Below are 20,319 nucleotides of genomic sequence, written 5' to 3'. Positions count from 1 at the left end.
CTCTCATGAGATACCTGGCGCTGTCATGCGTGCTCGCGGTCGCGTCCATCACCGCGGCCCTGCCGGACGCGGAATCGGCGCGTCCGGCGCAGGAGCGCTTTGCTCAGGAGCGCCCTCTGGCGGATGCCGTCTTCGTTCGGCCGCTCTATGGCACGTACCGCCATTGCGGCGGCTCCTGCCTGAAGAGCGGCGAACTGTCGTGGTTCTGCTTCGCCAGGCAGAGCTGCTACCTGAGCTGCGCGACCGCGCCGCCGCGGATGAAGTGCGCCGTCCCGTGAGGTGGGCGATCAGCGGACCTGGGTGCTGAAATTCGGCTGCGGCTTGAGGCTGCCGTTCTCGCTCTGGTCGGCGACCGCCGCCGGCAGGAACTCCGCCAGCACCGTGGGGACGCGCGCCTCCGGAACGCCGAGGTCGTAGGCGAGCCGCTCGGTCACGCCCTCCGGCAGGCAGGCCGCGATGGCGCTCGCCGGCACCGTCTGCCGCGCGCCCGAGCCGAGCCAGGATCCCACCGCCTCCCCGTGCCCGGTCTCCCGCAGGCGGTCGAGGAAGGCCGGGAGTCCGCCGGGATAGAACTTCGCCAGCGACAGGGCGAGCTTGCCGCTGCCGGTCTCCTCGAAGGCCCGGTCGGCCGCCGCCACCACATCGCCGATCAGGGTCTTCGCACCGTCGAGCAGGCCCATGGTTCTCCACCGTCGCGCTTCTTCGTCGCAGGGTGAAGTCGGGCGCGAACCGGCGAGGGCAAGCGCGTGCGGCAATTGCGCGGCGAACCCGCTAGGATCCCGGCGTCGCGAATCCGGGAGCCATCGATGAAGCGCGTGCGGGCCGGCGTCCTGGAGGTCGCCTATCTCGAATCCGGACCGGCCGACGGGCCGCCGGCGGTGCTCCTCCACGGCTTCCCCTACGATGTGCGCGCCTGCGCGGCAGCGGCCGCGCAACTCGCCGCCGACGGCGTGCGCTGCCTCGTGCCGTACCTGCGCGGCTACGGGCCGACGCGGTTCCTGGATCCCGCCACGCCGCGCTCCGGCGAGCAGGCGGCGCTCGGGGCCGACCTGCTCGCCTTCCTCGACGCCCTCGGCATCGGGAACGCCGTCCTCGCCGGCTACGATTGGGGCGGCCGGGCCGCCTGCGTGGTGGCCGCACTCTGGCCGGACCGGGCCCGGGGCCTCGTCAGCTGCGGCGTCGGCTACAACATCCAGAACATCCCGACCGCCGGGCGGCCGGTCGCGCCGGAGGCCGAGCACGGCCTCTGGTACCAGTATTATCTCCACGGCGAGCGCGGCCGCGCCGGCCTCTCCGAGAACCGGGACGCCTTCTGCCGCCTGCTCTGGCGGCTCTGGTCGCCGACCTGGGCGTTCGACGCGGAGACCTTCGCGCAGACCGCCCGCGCCTTCGACAACCCCGACTTCGTCGACGTGGTGGTGCATTCCTACCGCCACCGCTTCGGCCTCGTGCCGGGCGACCCGGCGCTGACCCCGATCGAGGCGCGGCTGGCGGCCCGGCCGGCCATCGCCGTGCCGTCGATCGTGCTGCTCGGCGCCGACGACGGCGTCGGGCCGCCGCCCGCCACCGACACGGATGCCCGCCACTTCACCGGCCCGTACCGGCGTGAGATCGTCGCGGGGGTCGGCCACAACTTCCCCCAGGAGGCGCCGGACGCCTTCGCGGCGGCGATCCGCGCCCTGCTGTGAGCGCGCCGCGGATGCCCGACGCTTCGCCGTTGCTTTCGGGAAGCCCCTGGCTATAGTCCGCGCGCTTTTCGACAGGTCTGCGGGCGCCACATCCGGTGGCAGGCCTGCGCGCCATTCGCAGGAGACGCTCGTTGATCACCCCCGCCTTCGCGCAAGGGGCCGGTGCGGCCGCTGGCGGAGCGGAGATCGCCTTTCAGGTGGTCCCGTTCGTCCTGATCTTCGTGATCATGTACTTCCTGATCCTGCGACCGCAGCAGAAGCGGGTCAAGGACCACCAGGCGCTGCTCAAGTCCGTGCGCCGGGACGACACGGTCGTCACCAACGGCGGCCTCGTCGGCCGCGTGACCAAGGCTTCGGACGACCAGCCCGAGATCGAGGTCGAGATCGCCCCGAACGTGCGCGTGCGGGTGGTCCGGTCGATGATCTCGGAGGTCCGCGCCAAGGGTACGGTCAAGGCCGCCTGATTTCCGATTGAACTGGCCGGCGCCGTGCGCCGGCCCAAGAGAGAAAAAACGGCCGATGCTGCGCTTCTCCCGTGCGAAGATCATCGCGACACTGGGTCTGATCCTGGTGGGGCTGACGCTCGCCGTGCCGAGCTTCTTCTCGCCCGAGCAGCGCAAGAGCTTCGTTGCCGGCCTGCCCTCCTGGTTCCCCAGCTGGGTCGTGCCGACGCGCGCCATCGTGCTCGGCCTCGACCTGCAGGGCGGCTCGCAGCTCCTGCTCGAGGTGGACCAGAACGAGCTCATCGCCTCGCAGGCCAAGGCGCTGCGCGACGACGTGCGCCGCGTGCTCCAGCAGGAGAATGTCCGCGCCGACGGCGGCATCGGTCTGCTCCAGCGCGGCGTCCAGGTTAAGATCGACGACGCCGCCGCCCGGGCCAAGGTCCTGCCGAAGCTCCAGGAGCTGTCGCAGCCGATCACCACCTCCCTGGGCCAGACGGCGGCCCGCACCCTCGACGTCTCCGAGCAGCCCGGCGGCGTGATCCGCCTGACCCTCACCGATGCCGGCATCACCGACCGGACCCGCCGGGCCGTGAGCCAGGGCATCGAGGTCATCCGGCGCCGCCTCGATTCCACCGGCACCACCGAGCCGTCGATCCAGCAGCAGGGCGCCGACCGGATCCTGATCCAGGTGCCGGGCGAGCAGAACCCGGAGCGCCTGGAGAAGCTGCTCGGCTCCACCGCCAAGCTCGAGTTCCGCATGCTCGCCGACAGCCCCTCGGGCGACGTCGACATGCTGCCCTCCAAGGACGAGAAGGGCGCCAAGGTCCCGGTGGAGCGCCGAGTCATGGCCGACGGCGGCGAGCTGACCGACGCGCAGCCGGCCTTCGACCAGCAGACCCACGAGCCGATGGTGAGCTTCAAGTTCAACCTGCGCGGCGCGCAGCGCTTCGGGCAGGCGACCTCGGAGAATATCGGCCGACGCATGGCGATCGTCCTCGACAACGAGGTCGTGTCGGCGCCCGTGATCCGCTCGGCGATCACCGGCGGCTCGGGCCAGATCACCGGCAACTTCACCGTGCAGCAGGCCAACGACCTGGCGGTCCTGCTGCGCGCCGGCGCGCTGCCGGCGAAGTTCACCGTGGTCGAGCGCCGCGTCGTCGGCCCGGGTCTCGGCCGCGACTCCATCGAGGCCGGCAAGCTCGCGACCCTGGTGGCGGCGGGCCTCGTGGTGGCCTTCATGTTCGCGACCTACGGGACGTTCGGCTTCATCGCCAACATCGCCCTCATGGTCCATGTCGGGCTGATCCTGGGCCTGATGTCGGTGCTGGAGGCGACCATGACGCTCCCGGGCATCGCCGGCATCGTGCTCACCATCGGCACGGCGGTGGATTCGAACGTGCTGATCTACGAGCGCATGCGCGAGGAGCAGCGGGCCGGCCGCTCGCTGATCTCGGCGCTGCAGGCGGGCTTCGACCGGGCCTTCGCCACCATCATCGACTCGAACTCGACCATGGCGATCGCCGCCCTGATCCTGTTCTTCCTCGGCTCGGGCCCGGTGAAGGGCTTCGCCGTGGTCTTCATCCTCGGCATCCTCACCACGGTCATCACCGCGGTGACGCTGACCCGGATGATGATCGCGGTGTGGTACAACACGTTCCGGCCGAAGACCCTGCCGTTCTGAACGCGCTCACTATCGGGAGACGCATCACCCCTGGCACAAGCCCGTTCCGAACCACCGCCCTCATCCTGAGGTGCCCGCGTCAGCGGGCCCCGAAGGAGCCCTCCAGAAGGCGCCGTGGATCCTGGAGCCCTCCTTCGAGGTCTCCGCTGCGCTCCGGCACCTCAGGATGAGGTCGAGGGTGGGACAGGCGATCGGGCCGGTGCTGCGATCTTCCCAACGTTAGGTCCGAAAAAATGCGCCTGCTCCGCCTCTGGCCCGATGAATCGCATTTCGACTTCATGCGATTCCGGCGCTTCACCTTCCCGCTCTCGGCGGTGCTGTCGCTCGCGACCGTGGCGCTGTTCCTGACGATCGGCCTGAACTTCGGCATCGATTTCAAGGGCGGCACCCTGGTGGAGCTGCAGGCGAAGTCGGGCACCGCGGACGTGGCGTCGATCCGGCACACGGCCGCGGGCTTCGGCTTCGGCGAGCCGGAGGTGCAGGAACTCGGCAACCAGGGCACCGTGCTGGTCCGCCTGCCGCTCCAGCCCGGCGAGCAGGGCCAGACCGCGGTGATGAACAAGGCGCACGCCGCCTTCGACAAGGATTACGATTTCCGCCGCACCGAGACCGTCGGCCCGCGCGTCTCCGGCGAGCTCGTCCAGTCCGGCACGCTCGGCGTCGTGCTGTCGGTCGTGGCGGTGCTGCTCTACCTCTGGTTCCGGTTCGAGCGGGAGCTCGCGCTCGGCGCCATCGTGGGGACGCTCCACGACATCGTTCTGACGGTCGGCGTGTTCATCATCAGCCGGATCGAGTTCAACATGACCTCGATCGCCGCGATCCTGACGATCGTCGGCTACTCGCTCAACGAGACCGTGGTGGTGTTCGACCGGACCCGCGAGCTGATGCGGCGCTACAAGACCATCCCCACGGTCGATCTCCTCAACCTGTCGATCAACTCGACCATGTCGCGCACCGTGATGACGTCGATCTCGTCCGCGCTGTCGCTGCTGGCGCTGGTGCTGTTCGGCGGCGAGGCGATCAAGGGCTTCGCCGTAGTGATGCTCTGCGGCGTCCTGATCTGCACCTACTCGGCGATCTTCGTCTCGACGCCGGTGTTGATCTATCTGGGCCTGATGCTCTCGGGCGCCCGCGCGGCGTCGGAGCGGTCGGGCGTCCCGCAACCGGCGGAGTAGTCCTTTTTCCAACATGGCCGATCAGCCAAGTCCGAAGAGCTTCGAGTCCGGCTTCGTGCCGGGGCGCCACATCATCGACACCTACGGCAACGGCGGCTTCCGCTTCGCCGGGATGTCGCATCGCGGCTCGATCCTGATGCTGCCCTCAGGGGTCCGAGCCTGGGACGTGACGGAGCCCCGGGCGATCGACCGGACGGCGCTGCGCCCGATCCAAGCCGAGGCCGCGGGGATCGAGCTGCTGCTCGTCGGCACCGGTCTCGATATCGCGGCGATCGATCCGGCCTTGCGTGGCTGGCTCAAGGATTTCGGCGTCGGCCTCGACGTGATGCAGACCGGGGCCGCGGCCCGCACCTACAACATCCTGGTGGCCGAGAACCGCAAGGTCGCGGCCGCCCTGATCGCGGTGGCCTGATGCCCGAGGTGGAGGGCCAGACCGCCGAGACGGGGCTCGCCTTCGCCCAGTCCCACTGCGAGGGCCTCGTGCGGGACGGCGATCCGGATCGCTACTACGCCACGCTGTTCGCGCCGGCCGCCGCCCGCCCGCACCTCTTCGCCCTCTACGCCTTCTCATTGACCATCGCGCGGGTGCGCGAGGCCGTCTCGAACCCGATGGCCGGCGAGATCCGCCTGCAATGGTGGCGCGACGCCCTGCAGGGCGAGGCGCGGGGCGACGTGCGCGCCAACCCGGTGGCGGCGGCCCTGGAGGAAACGATCCGGGCGAACCGCCTCGGCCGCCAGCCCTTCGTCGACCTGATCGACGCCCGCGTCTTCGACCTCTACGAGGATCCGATGCCCCGGGTGAACGACCTGGAGGGGTATTGCGGCGAGACCGCCTCGGCGCTGTTCCGGCTGGCGAGCCTCGTGATCGGCAACGGCACCGAGCCCGGCGGCGCGGGCGCGGCCGGGCATGCCGGGGTCGCCTACGGGATCACCGGGCTCCTGCGCGCTCTGCCGTGGCACGCCCGCTCGGGACAGGTCTACCTGCCGGCCGACATCCTCGGCCGCTACGGCGTCACCCGCGAGGACATCGTCACGGGCCGCGGGGGCCCGGGCCTGCGCCGGGCCTGCGCCGACCTGCGCGGCATCGCCCGGCAGCACCTCAAGGCCTTCGAGGCGGCGCGCCCGACGATCGCGCCCTCGGCGGGGGCGGCGTTCCTGCCGGTGGCCCTGGTCGAGCCCTACCTCGCCGTCATGGAGCGGGCCTCCTACGACCCGCTCAACACGCTCGTCGAACTGCCGCGCTGGCGCCGGCTGTGGCGCCTGTGGCGCGCCGCGCGGCGGGTGGGGTAGCCGCGGCTTCGGCGTCTTCGCGAGCGGAGCGGCGCGATCCAGCGGCGCCACGCTCGCGAACGCGGTGCGCTACCCTGGGTCGCTTGGCTGCGCTCGCGATGACGGCGCGTTGTCAGAGCACGCGCGCCAGCCCCGGCACCAGCGCTGCGAGACGCACCGGCGCGCCCGGTTCCGGGTCGGCCTCGGGCGTCGTCAGCACCGCGATCCGGCAAGCTCCGCCGCCCCCCATGCCGGTCACCAGCCGTCCGCCCGGTTCGAGGGCCGCGCGCCAGTGCGGCGGGATCGCCGGGACGCTGCCGTGGACGAGGATGCGGTCGAAGCCGCCGTCCGGCAGGTCCGGGGCGAGCCCGTCCGCCCGGACGACATGCACCTCGGACAGGGCCGCGAGCCGCCGCGTCGCCGCCCCGGCCAGCGAGGTGTAGCGTTCCAGGCTGAGCACCGCCCCCGCGCCCAGCTGGGCGAGCAGCGCGGTCACGTAGCCCGAGCCCGTGCCGATCTCCAGGACGCGCTGGCCGGGCTCCAGCCGCAGCTGCGCCAGCATCAGCGCCACCGTGGACGGCGCCGTCATCGACGCGCCGCAGGACAGCGGCAGGGCGATGTCGCGCCGCGCGTGCTCCCGATGCGGCGGCGGCGCGAAGGTGTCCCGCGGGACCTGCTCCATGGCCCGCAGCACCGCGGTGTCCCGCAGGCCACGGCCGCGGAGCGCCATCACGAAGGCCGCGTTGCCGGCAGCCTCCTCCAGGCTGCCCAGATCGATCACTCGGCGAAGGCCTGCGCGAAGCGCGTCAGCGTCGGCTCGTCGGTGAGGTCGAGGCGCAGGGGCGTCACCGAGATCCGCTTCTCGGCGATGGCCTTGAGATCGGAGCCGTGGCCCGGCTCGAACCGGGCCTTGGCGAAGGCCAGCCAGAAATACGGGTTGCCGCGCCCGTCGACCCGCGCGTCGATCGACAGCAGCGCCTGATTGCGGAAGCCCTGCGCGGCGACCGCGACGCCCTGCACGTCGGCCGGCTCGCAATCCGGGAAATTGACGTTGACCAGGATGCCGGGCTCGATCCCGGTCTCGAGGATCTTCCGGACGACCTTCGCGCCGTGCGTCCGGGCGCAGTCCCACTTGAGGGCGCCGCGCCCGCCCGCCCCGTAGGCCTGGCTCAGCGCGATCGAGCGGATGCCGAGGATCGTCCCCTCCATGGCGGCCGCGATCGTGCCCGAATAGGTCACGTCCTCGGCGACGTTCTGGCCGCGGTTGACCCCCGACAGGACGAGGTCCGGCCCGTGATCGCCGAGGATGTGGCGCACGCCCAGGATCACGCAGTCCGACGGCGTGCCCTTCACGGCGAAGCGCTGCTCCGACACCTGCCGCAGCCGCAGCGGGTCGTTGAGCGAGAGCGAGTGCGACACGCCGGACTGGTCGCTCTCCGGCGCCACGACCCAGACGTCGTCCGAGAGCTCCCGGGCGATCTCCTCCAGGGTCGCGAGGCCCGGCGCGTGGATGCCGTCGTCGTTGGTGACCAGGATGCGCATCAGCGGGCCCCTTCGATCCGGTTGAGCCCGCCCATGTAGGGGTGGAGCACCGACGGGACCGTGATGCTCCCGTCCGGGTTCTGGTAGTTCTCCATCACGGCGATGAGCGCGCGACCGACCGCCACGCCCGAGCCGTTGAGGGTGTGGACATAGGCCGGCTTGCCGTCCTTGCCGCGGTAGCGGGCGTTCATCCGCCGCGCCTGGAAGTCGCCGCAGACCGAGCAGGACGAGATCTCGCGGTGGGTGCGCTGGCCCGGCACCCAGACCTCGATGTCGTAGGTCTTCTGGCTGGCGAAGCCCATGTCGCCGGTGCAGAGCGTCATCACCCGGTAGGGCAGATCGAGCTTCTTCAGCACGGCCTCGGCGCTGGTCAGCATCCGCTCGTGCTCGTTGGCGGATTCCTCCGGCGTCGTGATCGAGACCAGCTCGACCTTGCTGAACTGGTGCTGGCGCAGCATGCCGCGGGTGTCGCGCCCCGCCGCCCCCGCTTCGGCCCGGAAGCAGGGCGTCAGCGCGGTGAACCGCAGGGGCAGCTCCTCCTCGCGGAGGATCGCCTCGCGGACGAGGTTCGTGAGCGGCACCTCGGCTGTGGGAACGAGCCAGAAATGCTCGTCGCTGACCGGGGCGGTGTCGGCGCCGGCCTGCCCCTGCAGCGACCTGACGTAGTCGAGGCCCTTGAAGACCGAGAACTGGTCGTCCTCGAACTTCGGCAGCTGCGCGGTACCGAACATGGCGGCGTCGCGCACCAGCACCGGCGGCGCCACCTCCAGGTAGCCGTGCTCCTGCGTGTGAAGGTCGAGCATGAACTGGCCGAGCGCCCGCTCCAGCCGGGCGAGCTGGCCTTTGAGCACCACGAAGCGCGAGCCGGACAGCTTGGCCGCCGCCTCGAAATCCATCAGGCCCGAGGCCTCGCCGAGCTCGAAATGCTCGCGGCCCTCGGTCAGCCGCTCGCGGGTCGCGGCGTGGCTGCGGTAGAGGACGTTGCCGTGCTCGTCCGCGCCCTCCGGCACGTCGGGCTTCGGCCGGTTCGGGATCGCGGCGAGGCGGTCTGCCAGGGTCCTGTCGGCCGCGTCCTGCGCGGCCTTCAGCTCGGGCTCGGCCGCCTTCAGGGCCGCGACCTCCGCCATCAGGGCGGCGGCGCGGTCCTCGTCCTTGGCCTTCTTGGCGCCGCCGATCTCCTTGGCCAGGGCGTTGCGCCGCTCCTGGTTGGCCTGCGCGGCCGAGACGGACGACTTCCGCGCCTCATCGAGGGCGATCAGCTCGGCCGAGAGCGGCGCGAGGCCCCGGCGCTGGAGGTCGCGGTCGAAGGCGTCCGGGTTCTCCCGGATGGCGCGGATGTCGTGCATCGAGTCGGCTCGGGTCTTCTGCGCGGCGTCGAGCGCGCGGGCCCCGCTTTGCCGCATCGCGTCCAGTGGGACAAGCGCGCGGGAGCGTCCGCGCCGACCGTCAGCTCTTCGGCGGCGCGAGCTTGAGCTGGTCGATCGCCCAGAGCCACGTGCCGTCCGCCTGCTCGCGGGCCACCTCCACCGAGAACGCGCCGTTGGGCAGCCGCGCGAAGGTCATGGCCAGCGCGCCGTTGCGCAGCGGCGGCGGCGTCTCCGGCGCCGGGAAGTCGGATTTGCGTGCGAGCAGGTCGGCGTAGAAGGTCCGGATCTCGGCGTGGCCCGTGGCGACGACGCGGCCCGCCGCCAGCACCGCGTCGGGCTCGTAGAGGGCGACGAGGCCCTCGACGTCGCCGGCATTGGCGCGCCGGTTGAACAGGGCGGCGAGCGCCTCGGGGGCGCGGGCCGGCTCTCGCGTCTGGTCCGTCATGGCGTCTCCTCTTCCGGTCCTGGCGGCCGTTCGGTGCTGCGGCAATGCGCCGGGCGGCCGATCTTTCCCCGGCGCGCGTCATTTCAGGCGCGTGCCGTCGCGGTCGGCCACCGACACGGCGACCGGGATCCCGGCCTTCACGCTCTCCGAGACGGTGCAGAACCGCTCGAACTGCTCCAGGACCCGGTCGATCCGCGGCATGTCGGCGGCGGCGGCTCCGAGCTGGATGTGGACGCCGATCCCGGTGACGCGCAGCCGCCCCTCGGCGTTGCGCTCCACCCGGCAGGACGCCTCGGCCGCGACGCCGCGCGCGTCCTGGCGGAACTTGCCCAGGGCGAAGACGAGGCTCGCGCAGAGGCAGTTCGCGACCCCGGAGATCAGGAGCTGCTCGGGGAACGGCCCGGTCCCGCCGCCGATCGGCGGCGCCTCGTCGGTGCGGAGCGCCGGAAGGGCCGCGCTGAAATCGACGGTGAAGACGTAATCCGCGACCTGGGTGATCCGGATCGTCGGTTCCGCTGCCATCGATGCTCCCCGGCGGACGTGTCGGCGCGACCTGCCGGGAGGATCAACGCCCGATCCCGGTTCGCGTTCGGGAGGACCGCGCCATGCGAGCGGATCCAGATGATTTCCCCGGATCTTCCCCGTAGAACCGGCGGCCTGACAGACCCGCACGCGAACCCCCCGATCCGATGACGAGCCCCGTGACCCTCGACACCCTGATGCCGCTCCTGGAGCGCATCGCCACCGCGCTGGAGCGGGCCGCGCCCGCCGCCCCGCCGACCTTCGACCCGAGCGCCGCCGACGCCTTCCTGTGGGGCCCCGAGCGCCGTCTGACCCCGGTGCCGCAGGTCGCCCGGGTGGAGATGGGCCTGCTCACCGGCATCGACCGGGCGCGCGACACGCTGGTGGATAACACCGAGCGCTTCGCCCGCGGCCTGCCGGCCAACAACGCCCTGCTGTGGGGCGCCCGCGGCATGGGCAAGTCCTCGCTGGTCAAGGCGGCCCACGCCGAGATCAACGCCCGCCGGCCTGCCGGCAGCCTGCCGATGAAGCTCGTGGAGATCCACCGCGAGGACATCGAGGCGCTGCCGGACCTGATGGCCCTGCTGCGGCCCGACCCGCACCGCTGGCTCGTCTACTGCGACGACCTCTCCTTCGACGCCGACGACACCTCGTACAAGTCGCTCAAGACGGCGCTCGACGGCGGCATCGAGGGGCGTCCGGGGAACGTTCTGTTCTACGCCACCTCGAACCGCCGGCACCTGCTGGCCCGCGACATGGTGGAGAACGAGCGCTCGACCGCGATCAATCCCGGCGAGGCCGTGGAGGAGAAGGTCTCGCTCTCGGACCGGTTCGGCCTCTGGCTCGGCTTCCACAAGTGCAGCCAGGACGAGTACCTGGCGATGATCCGCGCCTATGCCGACCGCTACGGCCTCGCCGTGCCGCCGGAGCAGCTGCGCGCCGAGTCCCTCGAATGGGCCACGACCCGCGGCTCGCGCTCGGGCCGGACCGCCTTCCAGTTCATCCAGGACCTGGCCGGGCGGCTCGGCAAGACGCTGGACTGACGGGGGCCTAGCGCCCGCTCGAGCCGAAGCCGCCCGCGCCCCGCTCCGATCCGGGGCCGGGCGCGCCCTCCAGCACGGTCAGCGCTGGCCGGGTGACCCGCGTGAAGACGAGCTGCGCGATCCGATCCCCGGGCTCGATCCGGACGGGCTCCGACGCGTCGCGGTTCCAGGCGGAGACCATCAGCGGGCCCTCGTAATCCGCGTCGATCACGCCGGTGCCGTTGCCGAGCACGAGGCCCTCGCGGTGGCCGCGGCCGGAGCGGGGGAAGATCAGCCCGCACCAGGCGGGGTCGCGGATCAGGACGGTGAAGCCGGCGGGGATCAGGACCGGCTTGCCCTGAGGCGGCAGGACCACGGGCGCGTCGAGGCAGGCATGCAGGTCGAGGCCGGCGGCGGCCGACGAGCCCCAGCGCGGGAAGCCCCAGCCCGGCAGGCGCGGGTCGAGCAGACGCAGGCCGACCTCGGGCAGGTCGCTCACGCGGTGAGCCGCGCGATCGCCTCGGCCATGGCGAGCGTCCGCCGGGCCGCCTCGACGTGGAGCCGCTCGACCATCTTGCCGTCCACCGCGACGACCCCGCGCCCGCGGTTCTCCGGCGTGTCGAAGACGTCCATCAGCCGGCGCGCCTGCGCGATCTCCCCGGCATCCGGCCCGAAGGCCGCGTTGGCCGGGCCGATCTGGCTCGGGTGGATCAGCATCTTGCCGTCGAAGCCGAGGTCGCGGCCCTGGACGCACTCGGCCTCGAACCCGGCCGCGTCGGTGAGGTCGGTGAACACGCCGTCGATCGCCTCGATCTCGTAGGCCCGGGCGGCGGCCAGGACGTTCATCAGCCAGGGCATCAGCGCGGCCCGCCCGGGTGGCCGGATCCGGGACGCCTTCAGGAGGTCGTTCGGGCCGATCACCAATGCGCCGAGCCGGCCGTCCACGTCCCGGGCCGCGCCCGCGATCTCGGCGACGTTCACCACCGCCATCGGCGTCTCGATCATCGCCCAGACCCGCGTCGCCAGCGGCGCGCCGAGGCGGCGCAGGCGGGAGCCGACGGCGATCAGCGCGTCGGAGGTGCGGACCTTCGGCACCAGGATCGCGTCCGGGGCGGCCGGCGCGAGCGCGACGAGGTCGGCCTCGCCGTCCTCGGTCTCGGGTGGGTTGATGCGGACCACGACCTCGCGGTGGCCGAAGCCCCGCGCGGCGACCGCGGCGGCGACCTGGGCGCGGGCCGCCGCCTTCGCGGCGGGGGCGGTGCCGTCCTCGAGGTCGATCAGGATCACGTCGGCGGGGAGAGACCGCGCCTTCTCCAGCGCCCGGGCGTTGGAGCCCGGCATCGCCAGCACGCTGCGACGGGGACAGATCTCGCTCATCACGCTTCTCCCGGGCCGGCGGCGCCCTCGGCGACGCGGATAGCTTTCCGCGCGCATCCCGGCAAGAACGCCGCCCAGAACGCCGGCAAGAACGCCGGCCGCGCGGACGGCGACGGCGACGGGGACGGGGGACTGGGGACGGGCATGGCGCGCTGGATCGCTGGACTGGACGGCTGCCGCGGCGCCTGGGCGGGCGCGCTCCTCGACCTGGACGACCCCGACCGGCACCGCTGCGCCCTGTTCCCCGACGTCGCCGCGCTCCTCGACGCGCCGGAGCGGCCCGGCATCGTCGGGATCGACGTGCCGATCGGGCTGCCCGACCGGATCACCGGCGGTGGCCGCGCCGCCGACCGGGCCGCCCGGGCCCGGCTCGGGCCGGCGCGGGCGTCGGTGTTCCCGATGCCGCCGCGGAGCGCGGTCTACGCCCCCGACTACGCGGCCGCGAAGGCCGCCTCGCGGGCGGCGAGCGACCCGCCCTTCGCGCCGTCCATCCAGGGCTACAACATCTTCCCCTACGTCCGGGCGGTCGACACGCTCCTGCGCGAGCGTCCGGAGGCGCGCGCGCGGGTCCACGAGGTCCATCCCGAGGTCGCCTTCCACGCCCTCAACGGCGGCCGGCCGCTCGGCCTGCCCAAGAAGGGCAGGCGCGCCCGGGAGGGTCTCGACCTCCGGCGGGCGCTCCTCGCGGCGGCCGGCCTGCCGGGTGCGCTGATCGCGTCCCGGGCGAAGGGCGTCCCGGAGGACGACCATCTCGACGCCCTGGCCGCCCTGGTGGTGGCCCGCGACATGAGCCTCGGACGGGCCGAGCCGCTGCCGGATCCGCCCGAGCGCGACGCCTCCGGGCTCCCCGCGGTGATCTGGGCACCGGCGCCGCGCCCGCCTTCCTGAGCCGGTGCCCCGCACCGCCGCCCGGCGCGCCATCGGCCCCAACGTGCTGTTTTGCACGCGGGCGTGCGCGCGGCCGGTGTCCGTCCCCTGGGCGTGCTCTAGCTCTGGCTGTATGAGCGCCGCGAACCCCCTGCCCGTCCGCCACATCGCCCGCGCGATCGTCCTCGATCCGCGGGACCGGATCCTGCTCATCGCCTACACGTCGGTCCACGCGAGAGGGCCCGATGGGGCGCCGCTCCGGTTCTGGTTCATGCCCGGCGGCGGCCTGGAGCCCGGCGAGGATCACGTCACCGCCTGCCGCCGGGAGCTCGAGGAGGAGATCGGCCGGGGCGACGCCGTGATCGGCCCGCAGGTCGCGGCCTGCGACGGCCCGTTCCACCTGTTCCGGCAGGCGCGGGACGCCCGCGAGCGCTACTTCCTCGTCCGCCTGCCCGACGACCGGGTCGACACGAGCCGCCTCGCCGAGACCGAGGACAACCCGCTGATCGGGACGCGCTGGTGGCCGCTCGACGAGCTGCGCGCCAGCGGCGAGCACGTCGAGCCGGCCGGGCTCGCGGACCTCGCATCCGATCTCGCGCGCGGGACTATTCCGGCCCAGCCGCGCGTTCTTGCTTGGCGAGAACTTTGAGTTCACTCCCGCTGTCGCGGATTTGTCTAACTGGAGACGACGTTATGTTCCCCGTCTACCTGACCGAAGGCTACCGGTCCTTCCTCCTCGATCGCTTCCCGACCGAGCGCCGGCGCTTCGCGCAACTCGCCTCCACGCAGAATCCGGAGATCCTGGTCATCAGCTGCTGCGACAGTCGGGTCTCCCCGAGCGCGATCTTCAATGCGGGCCCGGGCGAGCTGTTCACGATCCGCAACGTCGCCAACCTCGTGCCGGTCTACCAGCCGGACGGCCAGTACCACGGCACCTCGGCGGCCCTGGAATTCGCCGTGCAGGCCCTGGAGGTGAAGCACATCGTCGTGCTCGGGCATGCCACCTGCGGCGGCATCAAGGCCTGGGCCAACAAGGCCAAGCCGCTCTCGCCCGGTGACTTCATCGGCAAGTGGGTCTCGCTCGTGGGTCAGGCCGAGGACAAGGCCGGCGATCCCGGCGCGCCCGACTACCTGACCAAGCTGGAACACGCCGTGGTCGTCCAGAGCATGGAGAACCTGCTGACCTTCCCGTTCGTGAAGGAGCGCGTCGACGACGGCCGCCTGGAGATCCACGGCGCGCATTTCGGCGTGGCCAGCGGCTCCCTGCTGGTGCGCGACCCGCAATCCGGCGTGTTCAAGGCGCCGATCGACACGACCGGCCAAGCCGTCCGCTCCGTCGCCGCCATCGCGTGCGAGTGAGCGCGTAGCGCGGGCGCTGAGATCCGGGACCGGTCGGCCGGTCCCGGATCCGACGTTGCTGGGACGCGCCGGCGCGGCGCGTCCGCGAAGGTCGTCCGCCGCGGTCGGCCCGCGATCATCCCGGCCCGAAGGGCCATCGACATGAGAAAGGCGGCGGGCTCGCGCCCGCCGCCTTCTCGTTCGGCCCGGCCAAGGCCGGACCGCCGAAGTCCGTGACGCTTACATCGCGCCCGGGAGACGCTCGGCCTGCTGCAGGTGCATCTGCAGGGCCGGCAGGGCCTGCTGGGCGTAGTTGCGCAGGGCCGGGTTCGGGCCGCCCTGGGCGTAGGCCTGGGTCATCGCGATGGTCATCTGATGGGCCTGGATCTGCTGGGAGGCGTACAGGCGGTCGAAGCGCGCGCCGGCCGGGGCGGCCGACAGCTGAGCCAGCATCGCCTGCTGCTCGGGGTTCGGCGGAACCATCGTCGAGGCGCCGGTGGCCATCACGTCGCCGCGGCCGATCTGGCCGCCCGCGGCGGCGCCGCGCGCCGCGCCGGCACCCGCGCCCTCGAGGCCGCCGACCGGGCCGCCCGCCAGGGTGCCGCCGACCACGCCGGTCGCCGCGCCGACGCCTGCGCCCACGGCGCTGCCCGCCACCGCGATCGGGGCGGTGACGAGGCCGCCGAGGCCGGGATCGCCGGCGACGCCGTTCATCTGGCCGCCGGCCAGGGCGACGTTGGCGGCGCGGTGGTCACGGAGCACTTCCTGGGCGTAGGAGCGGATGCGCGGGTTGCGCGACTTGGACAGGGCGATCTGCGAGGACTGGATTTCGAAGGCGTTCGCCTGCATCGACTGCATGCGGAAGTCGTTGGCGCTCTGAGCCATGGCCGGGGTCGACAGCGCCAGGACGAGCGCGGACGCGGCAGCGTAGTTCTTCAGCATCGGGACCTCTGTTCGAAATGGGCACGCGAACCGCGGAAGGACGCCGCATGCGCAGCACGGACGCCTCGGCACGCGATGTCGCAGACGTTTCGGCGCCGGCGGGTTCGCGAATTGGTCCGTCAACGAGGTTATCGGCTTATGGTTCCTGCCGTTTTCGCCTCGGACGCCACGGTTCCCGGGCCGATCTGATCCCGCGTGGACGCCGCCGTTCCGGCGGATCCGGCGGGGTGCCGGTCACGCTCCTCCAGGAGGACGATCCCGGCCGCGGGCGGGTCGCGCCGGTTGCGGCTCGCGTCGCGTCGCGGGCGGGCGCCCCGTGACCCTCGTCGCCATCCAGGTCCTGCGCGCCGCCGCCGCCCTCATGGTGGCGTGGCACCACGCGCGGCACGAGGCGGGGCTCCTCGCCGACCGCGGCGCCGGCCCGGCGCTCGACCCCGCGACGCTGCTGCCGTGGTGGGGCGGGGTCGATCTGTTCTTCGTGATCTCCGGCTTCGTCATCGTTCATGCCGGCGGCCGGCTCGCGGGGCGGCCGGGCGGGCGCGCCCGTTTCCTCGCCCACCGGGTCGCCCGTGTGGTGCCCCTCTACTGGCTGGTGAGCCTGCTCTACCTCGTCCTGGCGCTCGCGCGGCCGGACCTTCTCGGCGAGGCCGCCGCGCTGGTGCGCGACCCGGTCGCCCTCGCGGCGAGCTTCCTGTTCTGGCCGGCGGCCCGCCCGGACGGCACCGTCCAGCCGCTCTACGGCCTCGGCTGGACCCTGAACTACGAGGCGGCCTTCTACGCACTCTTCGCCGCGGGCCTCGGTTTCGGCCGGCGCGGCGCCGTCGCGTGGCTGTGCGGGAGCTTGGCCGGCCTCGTGGTCGTCGGCGCCCTCGTGCCGGGCCTGCCGGTGCCGCTCCGATTCTGGTCGGATCCGATCGTGCTCGAGTTCGCCGCTGGCGCCGGTCTCGCCCTCGCCTGGGGCGCGGGGTTTCGGCCTTCCCTCCCCGCGCGGATCGGGCTCGCGGTGCTGGGGGGGCTCGGGCTGGCTCTGGCCGCGCGGGTGCTCGCGGGTCTCGGCGAGGCCGACGGGTTCCTGCGCCCGCTCCTCGTCGGCGGCCCGGCCGTCCTCCTGGTGGCCGCCGCCCTCGGGCCGACCCGCGACGCGCCTCAGGTCGCGCGGCTGCCCTCCCCCGTGCGCGGCCTCGTCAGGCTCGGGGACGCGTCCTACGCGCTCTACCTCGTCCACCCGTTCGCGCTGCGCCTCGTGCGCGAGGCGCTGCTCCGGCTCGGCCTCACCCCCGCCCTGCCCCCCTGGGGCAGCATGGCGCTGATGCTCGCCGTCAGCGCCGCGGCCGCGCTCGTGGTCCACCGCCTGGTCGAGCGGCCCCTGACCCGGGCCCTCCGGCGGCGGCTCGATCCCGGCGCGCTGCAAAACCGTGTGCGCGCCGAGCCGGGCCCGGTTCCACCGGGCGGCCGGGCGGATTAGCCTCGCGTGCCCGAGGAGGAGGCCAGCATGAAGACCCTGCTCGTACCCGTCGCGATGCACGACGCCCTGCCCTCCGTCTTCGAGACGACGCGGCTGGCGGCGACGCGCTTCGGCAGTCTGATCGAGGGCGTGTCCCTGCGCCCGGCCCTCGCCGAGTACGTGCCGGTCGACATGGTCGGCGGCATGACGTGGCTCCGCGACGAGGAGGCCGACCGGGCCGAGGCCGAGGAGGCGGGCGGCCGCTTCGTCGCCTTCATGGACGGCGCCGGTATCCCGCGGCACGCCCGCGACGGGCTCTGCATACCGGATCGCGTGCCGGATGCCGGCCCGCGCTATCGCTGGCGGCAGGACGTGCCCACCGGCGACGCGTTCCTGGGCCAGTACGCGCGGCTGTTCTCGGCCACGGTGGTCGGGCGCCCGGGCACGACCGACAACGCCCCGCGCATGACCACGTTCGAGACGGCCCTGTTCGAGAGCGGCCGGCCGATCCTGCTGGCGCCGCCCACGGCGCCGGCGAGCCTGGGCGGGGCGGTGGTCATCGCCTGGAACGGCTCGACCGAGACCGCCCGGGCGGTGGCCTTCGCGATGCCGTTCCTGCGGCGGGCCGAGCGGGTGCTGGTGCTCAGCGTCGAGGGCGGCATGGTGCCGGGCCCGACGGCGCAGGATCTCGCCCAGGCGCTGGCCTGCGAGGGCGTGGACGCCGCGCACCGGGCCCTTCCGGCCGGCCGGCGGGTCCCCGGCGAGACCTTCCTGGCGGAGGCGAAGGCCTTCGGCTGCGACCTGCTCATCAAGGGCGCCTATACCCAGAGCCGCCTGCGCCAGATGATCTTCGGCGGCGTCACCAGCCACGTCCTGGCCTACGCCGACATGCCGGTGCTGATGGCGCACTGAGCGAGCCGCGAGCCCGGCTGCCGGGACGCGGCGCGGTCCTGCGACCGGCGCCGGGAACCGGAGTCGGTCCCCGGCGTTCGGGTCCCGCACCCGGACGGCACGCCCCATGGCGCCCCCATGGCGCCCCCGATCGGCCCCCATGGCACGACCCCTCGGAAAGGAGCCCCGTGACGAGCCCCGTGAGACGCCTCTTCCTCGCCGGCCTTCTGGCGATCGCGGCCATCCCCACCGCCCGCGCGGAGCCGACGACCGTCCGGTTCCGCGGCACCGTGGTCCGGGCCGACTCGGAGCGCCTGGAGATCCGCCGCGCCAGCGGCAGCAGCCTGGCGGTGCAGATGGGCCCCCGGACCCGCATCTACGCGGTCAACGGCTCCAGCCTGCGGTCGATCAAGCCGGAGAGCTACGTCAGCATCCTCGGCGCGTCCGATTCCGAGCCGCGGCAGGCGAGTGCCGTGACCCTGTACTCGCCCTCCGAGCGCGGCTTCGAGGCGGGCAGCCAGCCCTGGGACACCGGGCAGGGCGCGCGCCTCACCGCCGGGTGGGTCGCCGACCTGCAGCGGGGCGCGCCGACGCGTGTGACCGTCGCCTACAACGGCGGCCAATCGTCCTTCGCGATCCCCGACGGCACCCCGGTGACGCAGCTCTCCCCGGGCGAGAAGGCGATGCTCCAGCCGGGCGCAGCCGTGACGATCTTCGCGCGGTCCGGCGACGACGGTGGACTGGTGGCGGGCACGATCGCGGTGGGCCGCCAGGGCGTCGTGCCGGGTCTCTGACCCGGTCGGCCGGGACGCTGCGTCACCGACGGCGCAGCAAACCCGCGCGCCGACGCGGAAGCTGCGCTACATCGGTCGGCGATGACCGAGTGCGCCTTCACCCTCGATCCGCGCCTGTCGGCCGACACGGCCGAAGTGGGCGACCTTGCCCTGTGCCGCGTGCTGCTGATGGACGACGCCCGGTTCCCGTGGCTGATCCTGGTGCCGCGCCGCCCGAACCTCACCGAGATCACCGACCTCTCCGAAGCCGAGGCCGCGGCACTCTGGCAGGAGATCCGCCTCGCCACGGGGGTGATGCTGGCCCTGTCCAAGCCCGACAAGGTGAATATCGGCGCGCTCGGCAACGTGGTGTCGCAGCTTCACGTCCACGTCGTCGGCCGCTTCCGGTCGGATCCCGCCTGGCCCGGGCCGGTCTGGGGGTTCGAGACCCGCAAGCCCTACCCGCTCCACGCCCGCGCCCAGCTCCTCGAGCGCGCCGGCGCCCTCTTCTCCGCGGCCTGACCCTGGCATGACCGATCCCCGCGACACCCTCGGCTTCGTCCGCAACCGCCTCGACCGCCACTCGGCCGAGCAGCCCGAGGAGGCGGTGCCGCCCTTCGACACGCCCGAGGCCCGCCTCGTGCTGATCTGCGGCGACCGGATCGTGTTGCGGGGAGAGACGGCGCTGATCGCCGTCGCGGAGGCGGCGGGCCTCGCGGGCGGGACGCGCATCTTCCTCGGGCACCGGGACGGGCAGCCCGTCTTCGCCGCCGCCGCGCCCGCCGAGGCGGCCGAGCGCTTCGCCGAGGGACCGACCCGCACCCTCGACCTCCGGTCCATCGCCACCGAATCCGCCGTGGAGGCCGAGGAGCTCGGCCTGCTCGCCGTGGCCAAGTCGATGCTCGACTGGCACGCCCGCCACGGCTTCTGCGCCAATTGCGGCACCGCCACCGTGGCGCGGGCCGGCGGCTTCCGCCGCGAGTGCCCGAGCTGCAACGCCCACCACTTCCCCCGGGTCGACCCGGTGGTGATCATGCTGGTGCGCCGGGGCGACAGCTGCCTGCTCGGCCGCGGGCCGCATTTCCGGCCGCACATGTATTCCTGCCTCGCGGGCTTCCTCGAGCCCGGCGAGACGATCGAGGACGCGGTCCGCCGCGAGGTATTCGAGGAGACGCGGATCCGCGTCGGCGCAGTCACCTACCGGACGTCGCAGCCCTGGCCGTTCCCGTCCTCGCTGATGCTCGGCTGCGCCGCCGAGGGCCTCGACGAGGCCATCGTCACCGATCCGAGCGAGCTGGAGGATGCGCGCTGGTTCACCCGGGCCGACGTCGCGGCCATGCTGGCGGGGACGCATCCCGAGGGGATCCAGGCCCCGCCGCCCATGGCGATCGCCCACTACCTGATGCGCGCCTTCGTGGCCGGGGAGACCTGACCCGGGCCTGCCGGGCCTGCCGGTGCTCCGGCTCGCGGCGTCGACGGCTTCAGCCCGAATGCGCAACAGCCGCTGACTTGAAGCGCCCCCGGGGGCCAGAG

Annotated in this window: 25 protein-coding genes; 16 read left to right on the top strand and 9 right to left on the bottom strand. The window is 73.0% G+C overall.

All coding sequences use genetic code 11. From position 1 onward, the window contains the following. Positions 1-29 precede the first annotated feature (29 nt). Complete coding sequence (locus ACTJK8_RS03000) at positions 30-278, top strand: hypothetical protein (RefSeq protein WP_440761497.1); 249 nt, start codon at positions 30-32, stop codon at positions 276-278. 9 nt (positions 279-287) lie between these two features. On the opposite strand, the gene ACTJK8_RS02995 is transcribed toward ACTJK8_RS03000, so the two are convergent. Then, entirely contained in the window at positions 288-680 is a 393-nt protein-coding gene (locus ACTJK8_RS02995) for a YidB family protein (RefSeq protein WP_059409269.1), read from the bottom strand. Positions 681-806: 126 nt separating this feature from the next. Here ACTJK8_RS02995 and ACTJK8_RS02990 point away from each other — a divergent pair, with 126 nt between their 5' ends. The 6 genes from ACTJK8_RS02990 to ACTJK8_RS02965 all read left to right on the top strand — a co-directional run bounded on the left by ACTJK8_RS02990 (position 807) and on the right by ACTJK8_RS02965 (position 6,277). Then, positions 807-1,688: an alpha/beta fold hydrolase gene (locus ACTJK8_RS02990; protein ID WP_440761496.1), complete on the top strand. Its 882-nt coding sequence runs from the start codon at positions 807-809 to the stop codon at positions 1,686-1,688. Positions 1,689-1,819: 131 nt separating this feature from the next. Then, positions 1,820-2,152, top strand: coding sequence for a preprotein translocase subunit YajC (yajC, locus tag ACTJK8_RS02985; protein ID WP_012319243.1), 333 nt, complete (start codon positions 1,820-1,822; stop codon positions 2,150-2,152). 55 nt (positions 2,153-2,207) lie between these two features. Next, a complete protein-coding gene (gene secD / locus ACTJK8_RS02980; protein WP_012319244.1) occupies positions 2,208-3,812 on the top strand; it encodes a protein translocase subunit SecD in 1,605 nt (534 codons plus the stop codon). Between the two features lie 233 nt (positions 3,813-4,045). Next, positions 4,046-4,987, top strand: a complete 942-nt coding sequence (gene secF, locus ACTJK8_RS02975; RefSeq protein WP_012319245.1) for a protein translocase subunit SecF — start codon at positions 4,046-4,048, stop codon at positions 4,985-4,987. 13 nt (positions 4,988-5,000) lie between these two features. Continuing rightward, on the top strand, positions 5,001-5,399 hold the full coding sequence (locus tag ACTJK8_RS02970; RefSeq protein WP_024830065.1) for an Mth938-like domain-containing protein: 399 nt from the start codon (positions 5,001-5,003) through the stop codon (positions 5,397-5,399). Continuing rightward, positions 5,399-6,277, top strand: coding sequence for a phytoene/squalene synthase family protein (locus ACTJK8_RS02965; protein WP_024830064.1), 879 nt, complete (start codon positions 5,399-5,401; stop codon positions 6,275-6,277). Before ACTJK8_RS02970 ends, ACTJK8_RS02965 begins: the two co-directional genes overlap by 1 nt. A gap of 112 nt (positions 6,278-6,389) precedes the next feature. Here ACTJK8_RS02965 and ACTJK8_RS02960 read toward each other — a convergent pair whose 3' ends face one another. From ACTJK8_RS02960 to ACTJK8_RS02940, 5 genes are all read right to left on the bottom strand, one after another. After that, positions 6,390-7,037 carry a protein-L-isoaspartate O-methyltransferase family protein gene (locus ACTJK8_RS02960; protein ID WP_012319248.1) on the bottom strand — a complete coding sequence of 216 codons (648 nt, stop codon included), beginning with the start codon at positions 7,035-7,037 and terminating at the stop codon, positions 6,390-6,392. Continuing rightward, positions 7,034-7,798 carry a 5'/3'-nucleotidase SurE gene (gene surE, locus ACTJK8_RS02955; RefSeq protein ID WP_012319249.1) on the bottom strand — a complete coding sequence of 255 codons (765 nt, stop codon included), beginning with the start codon at positions 7,796-7,798 and terminating at the stop codon, positions 7,034-7,036. The genes ACTJK8_RS02960 and surE overlap by 4 nt, the downstream gene beginning before the upstream one ends. Next, positions 7,798-9,144, bottom strand: a complete 1,347-nt coding sequence (gene serS / locus ACTJK8_RS02950) for a serine--tRNA ligase (protein ID WP_024830062.1) — start codon at positions 9,142-9,144, stop codon at positions 7,798-7,800. The genes surE and serS overlap by 1 nt, the downstream gene beginning before the upstream one ends. 100 nt (positions 9,145-9,244) lie before the next feature. Next, the gene (locus ACTJK8_RS02945) at positions 9,245-9,610 is read right to left on the bottom strand and encodes a YybH family protein (RefSeq protein ID WP_012319251.1); all 366 of its coding nucleotides are present in this window, start codon (positions 9,608-9,610) and stop codon (positions 9,245-9,247) included. A gap of 78 nt (positions 9,611-9,688) precedes the next feature. Further along, the gene (locus tag ACTJK8_RS02940) at positions 9,689-10,132 is read right to left on the bottom strand and encodes an OsmC family protein (protein WP_012319252.1); all 444 of its coding nucleotides are present in this window, start codon (positions 10,130-10,132) and stop codon (positions 9,689-9,691) included. 167 nt (positions 10,133-10,299) lie between these two features. Here ACTJK8_RS02940 and ACTJK8_RS02935 point away from each other — a divergent pair, with 167 nt between their 5' ends. Next, a complete protein-coding gene (locus ACTJK8_RS02935) occupies positions 10,300-11,175 on the top strand; it encodes an ATP-binding protein (RefSeq protein ID WP_440761495.1) in 876 nt (291 codons plus the stop codon). 7 nt (positions 11,176-11,182) lie between these two features. Here ACTJK8_RS02935 and dut read toward each other — a convergent pair whose 3' ends face one another. After that, on the bottom strand, positions 11,183-11,653 hold the full coding sequence (gene dut, locus ACTJK8_RS02930) for a dUTP diphosphatase (RefSeq protein ID WP_012319254.1): 471 nt from the start codon (positions 11,651-11,653) through the stop codon (positions 11,183-11,185). Further along, complete coding sequence (locus ACTJK8_RS02925) at positions 11,650-12,531, bottom strand: HpcH/HpaI aldolase/citrate lyase family protein (RefSeq protein WP_440761494.1); 882 nt, start codon at positions 12,529-12,531, stop codon at positions 11,650-11,652. Before ACTJK8_RS02925 ends, dut begins: the two co-directional genes overlap by 4 nt. A gap of 144 nt (positions 12,532-12,675) precedes the next feature. Between ACTJK8_RS02925 and ACTJK8_RS02920 the strand changes: the two genes are divergently transcribed. From ACTJK8_RS02920 to ACTJK8_RS02910, 3 genes are all read left to right on the top strand, one after another. Then, complete coding sequence (locus tag ACTJK8_RS02920; RefSeq protein ID WP_063110159.1) at positions 12,676-13,419, top strand: DUF429 domain-containing protein; 744 nt, start codon at positions 12,676-12,678, stop codon at positions 13,417-13,419. Between the two features lie 112 nt (positions 13,420-13,531). After that, on the top strand, positions 13,532-14,047 hold the full coding sequence (locus tag ACTJK8_RS02915; protein ID WP_029361727.1) for an NUDIX hydrolase: 516 nt from the start codon (positions 13,532-13,534) through the stop codon (positions 14,045-14,047). A 44-nt stretch (positions 14,048-14,091) separates the two neighbouring features. Next, on the top strand, positions 14,092-14,757 hold the full coding sequence (locus ACTJK8_RS02910) for a carbonic anhydrase (RefSeq protein ID WP_024830057.1): 666 nt from the start codon (positions 14,092-14,094) through the stop codon (positions 14,755-14,757). 219 nt (positions 14,758-14,976) lie between these two features. Here the strand turns inward: ACTJK8_RS02910 and ACTJK8_RS02905 are convergent, their stop codons facing one another. Then, positions 14,977-15,678 (bottom strand): DUF4142 domain-containing protein, encoded by a 702-nt coding sequence (locus ACTJK8_RS02905; RefSeq protein ID WP_024830056.1) that lies wholly within the window; start codon positions 15,676-15,678, stop codon positions 14,977-14,979. A 316-nt stretch (positions 15,679-15,994) separates the two neighbouring features. On the opposite strand from ACTJK8_RS02905, the gene ACTJK8_RS02900 reads away from it, so the two are divergent. The 5 genes from ACTJK8_RS02900 (at position 15,995) to nudC (ending at position 20,218) form a co-directional block, all read left to right on the top strand. Next, on the top strand, positions 15,995-17,143 hold the full coding sequence (locus ACTJK8_RS02900) for an acyltransferase family protein (protein WP_053620780.1): 1,149 nt from the start codon (positions 15,995-15,997) through the stop codon (positions 17,141-17,143). Positions 17,144-17,170: 27 nt separating this feature from the next. Next, the gene (locus ACTJK8_RS02895) at positions 17,171-18,034 is read left to right on the top strand and encodes a universal stress protein (protein WP_053620797.1); all 864 of its coding nucleotides are present in this window, start codon (positions 17,171-17,173) and stop codon (positions 18,032-18,034) included. A 179-nt stretch (positions 18,035-18,213) separates the two neighbouring features. Then, a complete protein-coding gene (locus ACTJK8_RS02890; protein WP_234742038.1) occupies positions 18,214-18,807 on the top strand; it encodes a hypothetical protein in 594 nt (197 codons plus the stop codon). A gap of 81 nt (positions 18,808-18,888) precedes the next feature. Next, positions 18,889-19,308, top strand: coding sequence for an HIT domain-containing protein (locus tag ACTJK8_RS02885; RefSeq protein ID WP_440761493.1), 420 nt, complete (start codon positions 18,889-18,891; stop codon positions 19,306-19,308). Positions 19,309-19,315: 7 nt separating this feature from the next. Then, positions 19,316-20,218: an NAD(+) diphosphatase gene (gene nudC / locus ACTJK8_RS02880; protein WP_012319263.1), complete on the top strand. Its 903-nt coding sequence runs from the start codon at positions 19,316-19,318 to the stop codon at positions 20,216-20,218. Positions 20,219-20,319: the final 101 nt, after the last annotated feature.

Origin of the sequence: Methylobacterium sp. 22177 (assembly GCF_052045615.1) — a bacterium.
GTDB lineage: Bacteria > Pseudomonadota > Alphaproteobacteria > Rhizobiales > Beijerinckiaceae > Methylobacterium > Methylobacterium radiotolerans.
Note: the sequence above shows the minus strand (reverse complement) of the source record. Positions and strands in the feature narration are given on the sequence as shown.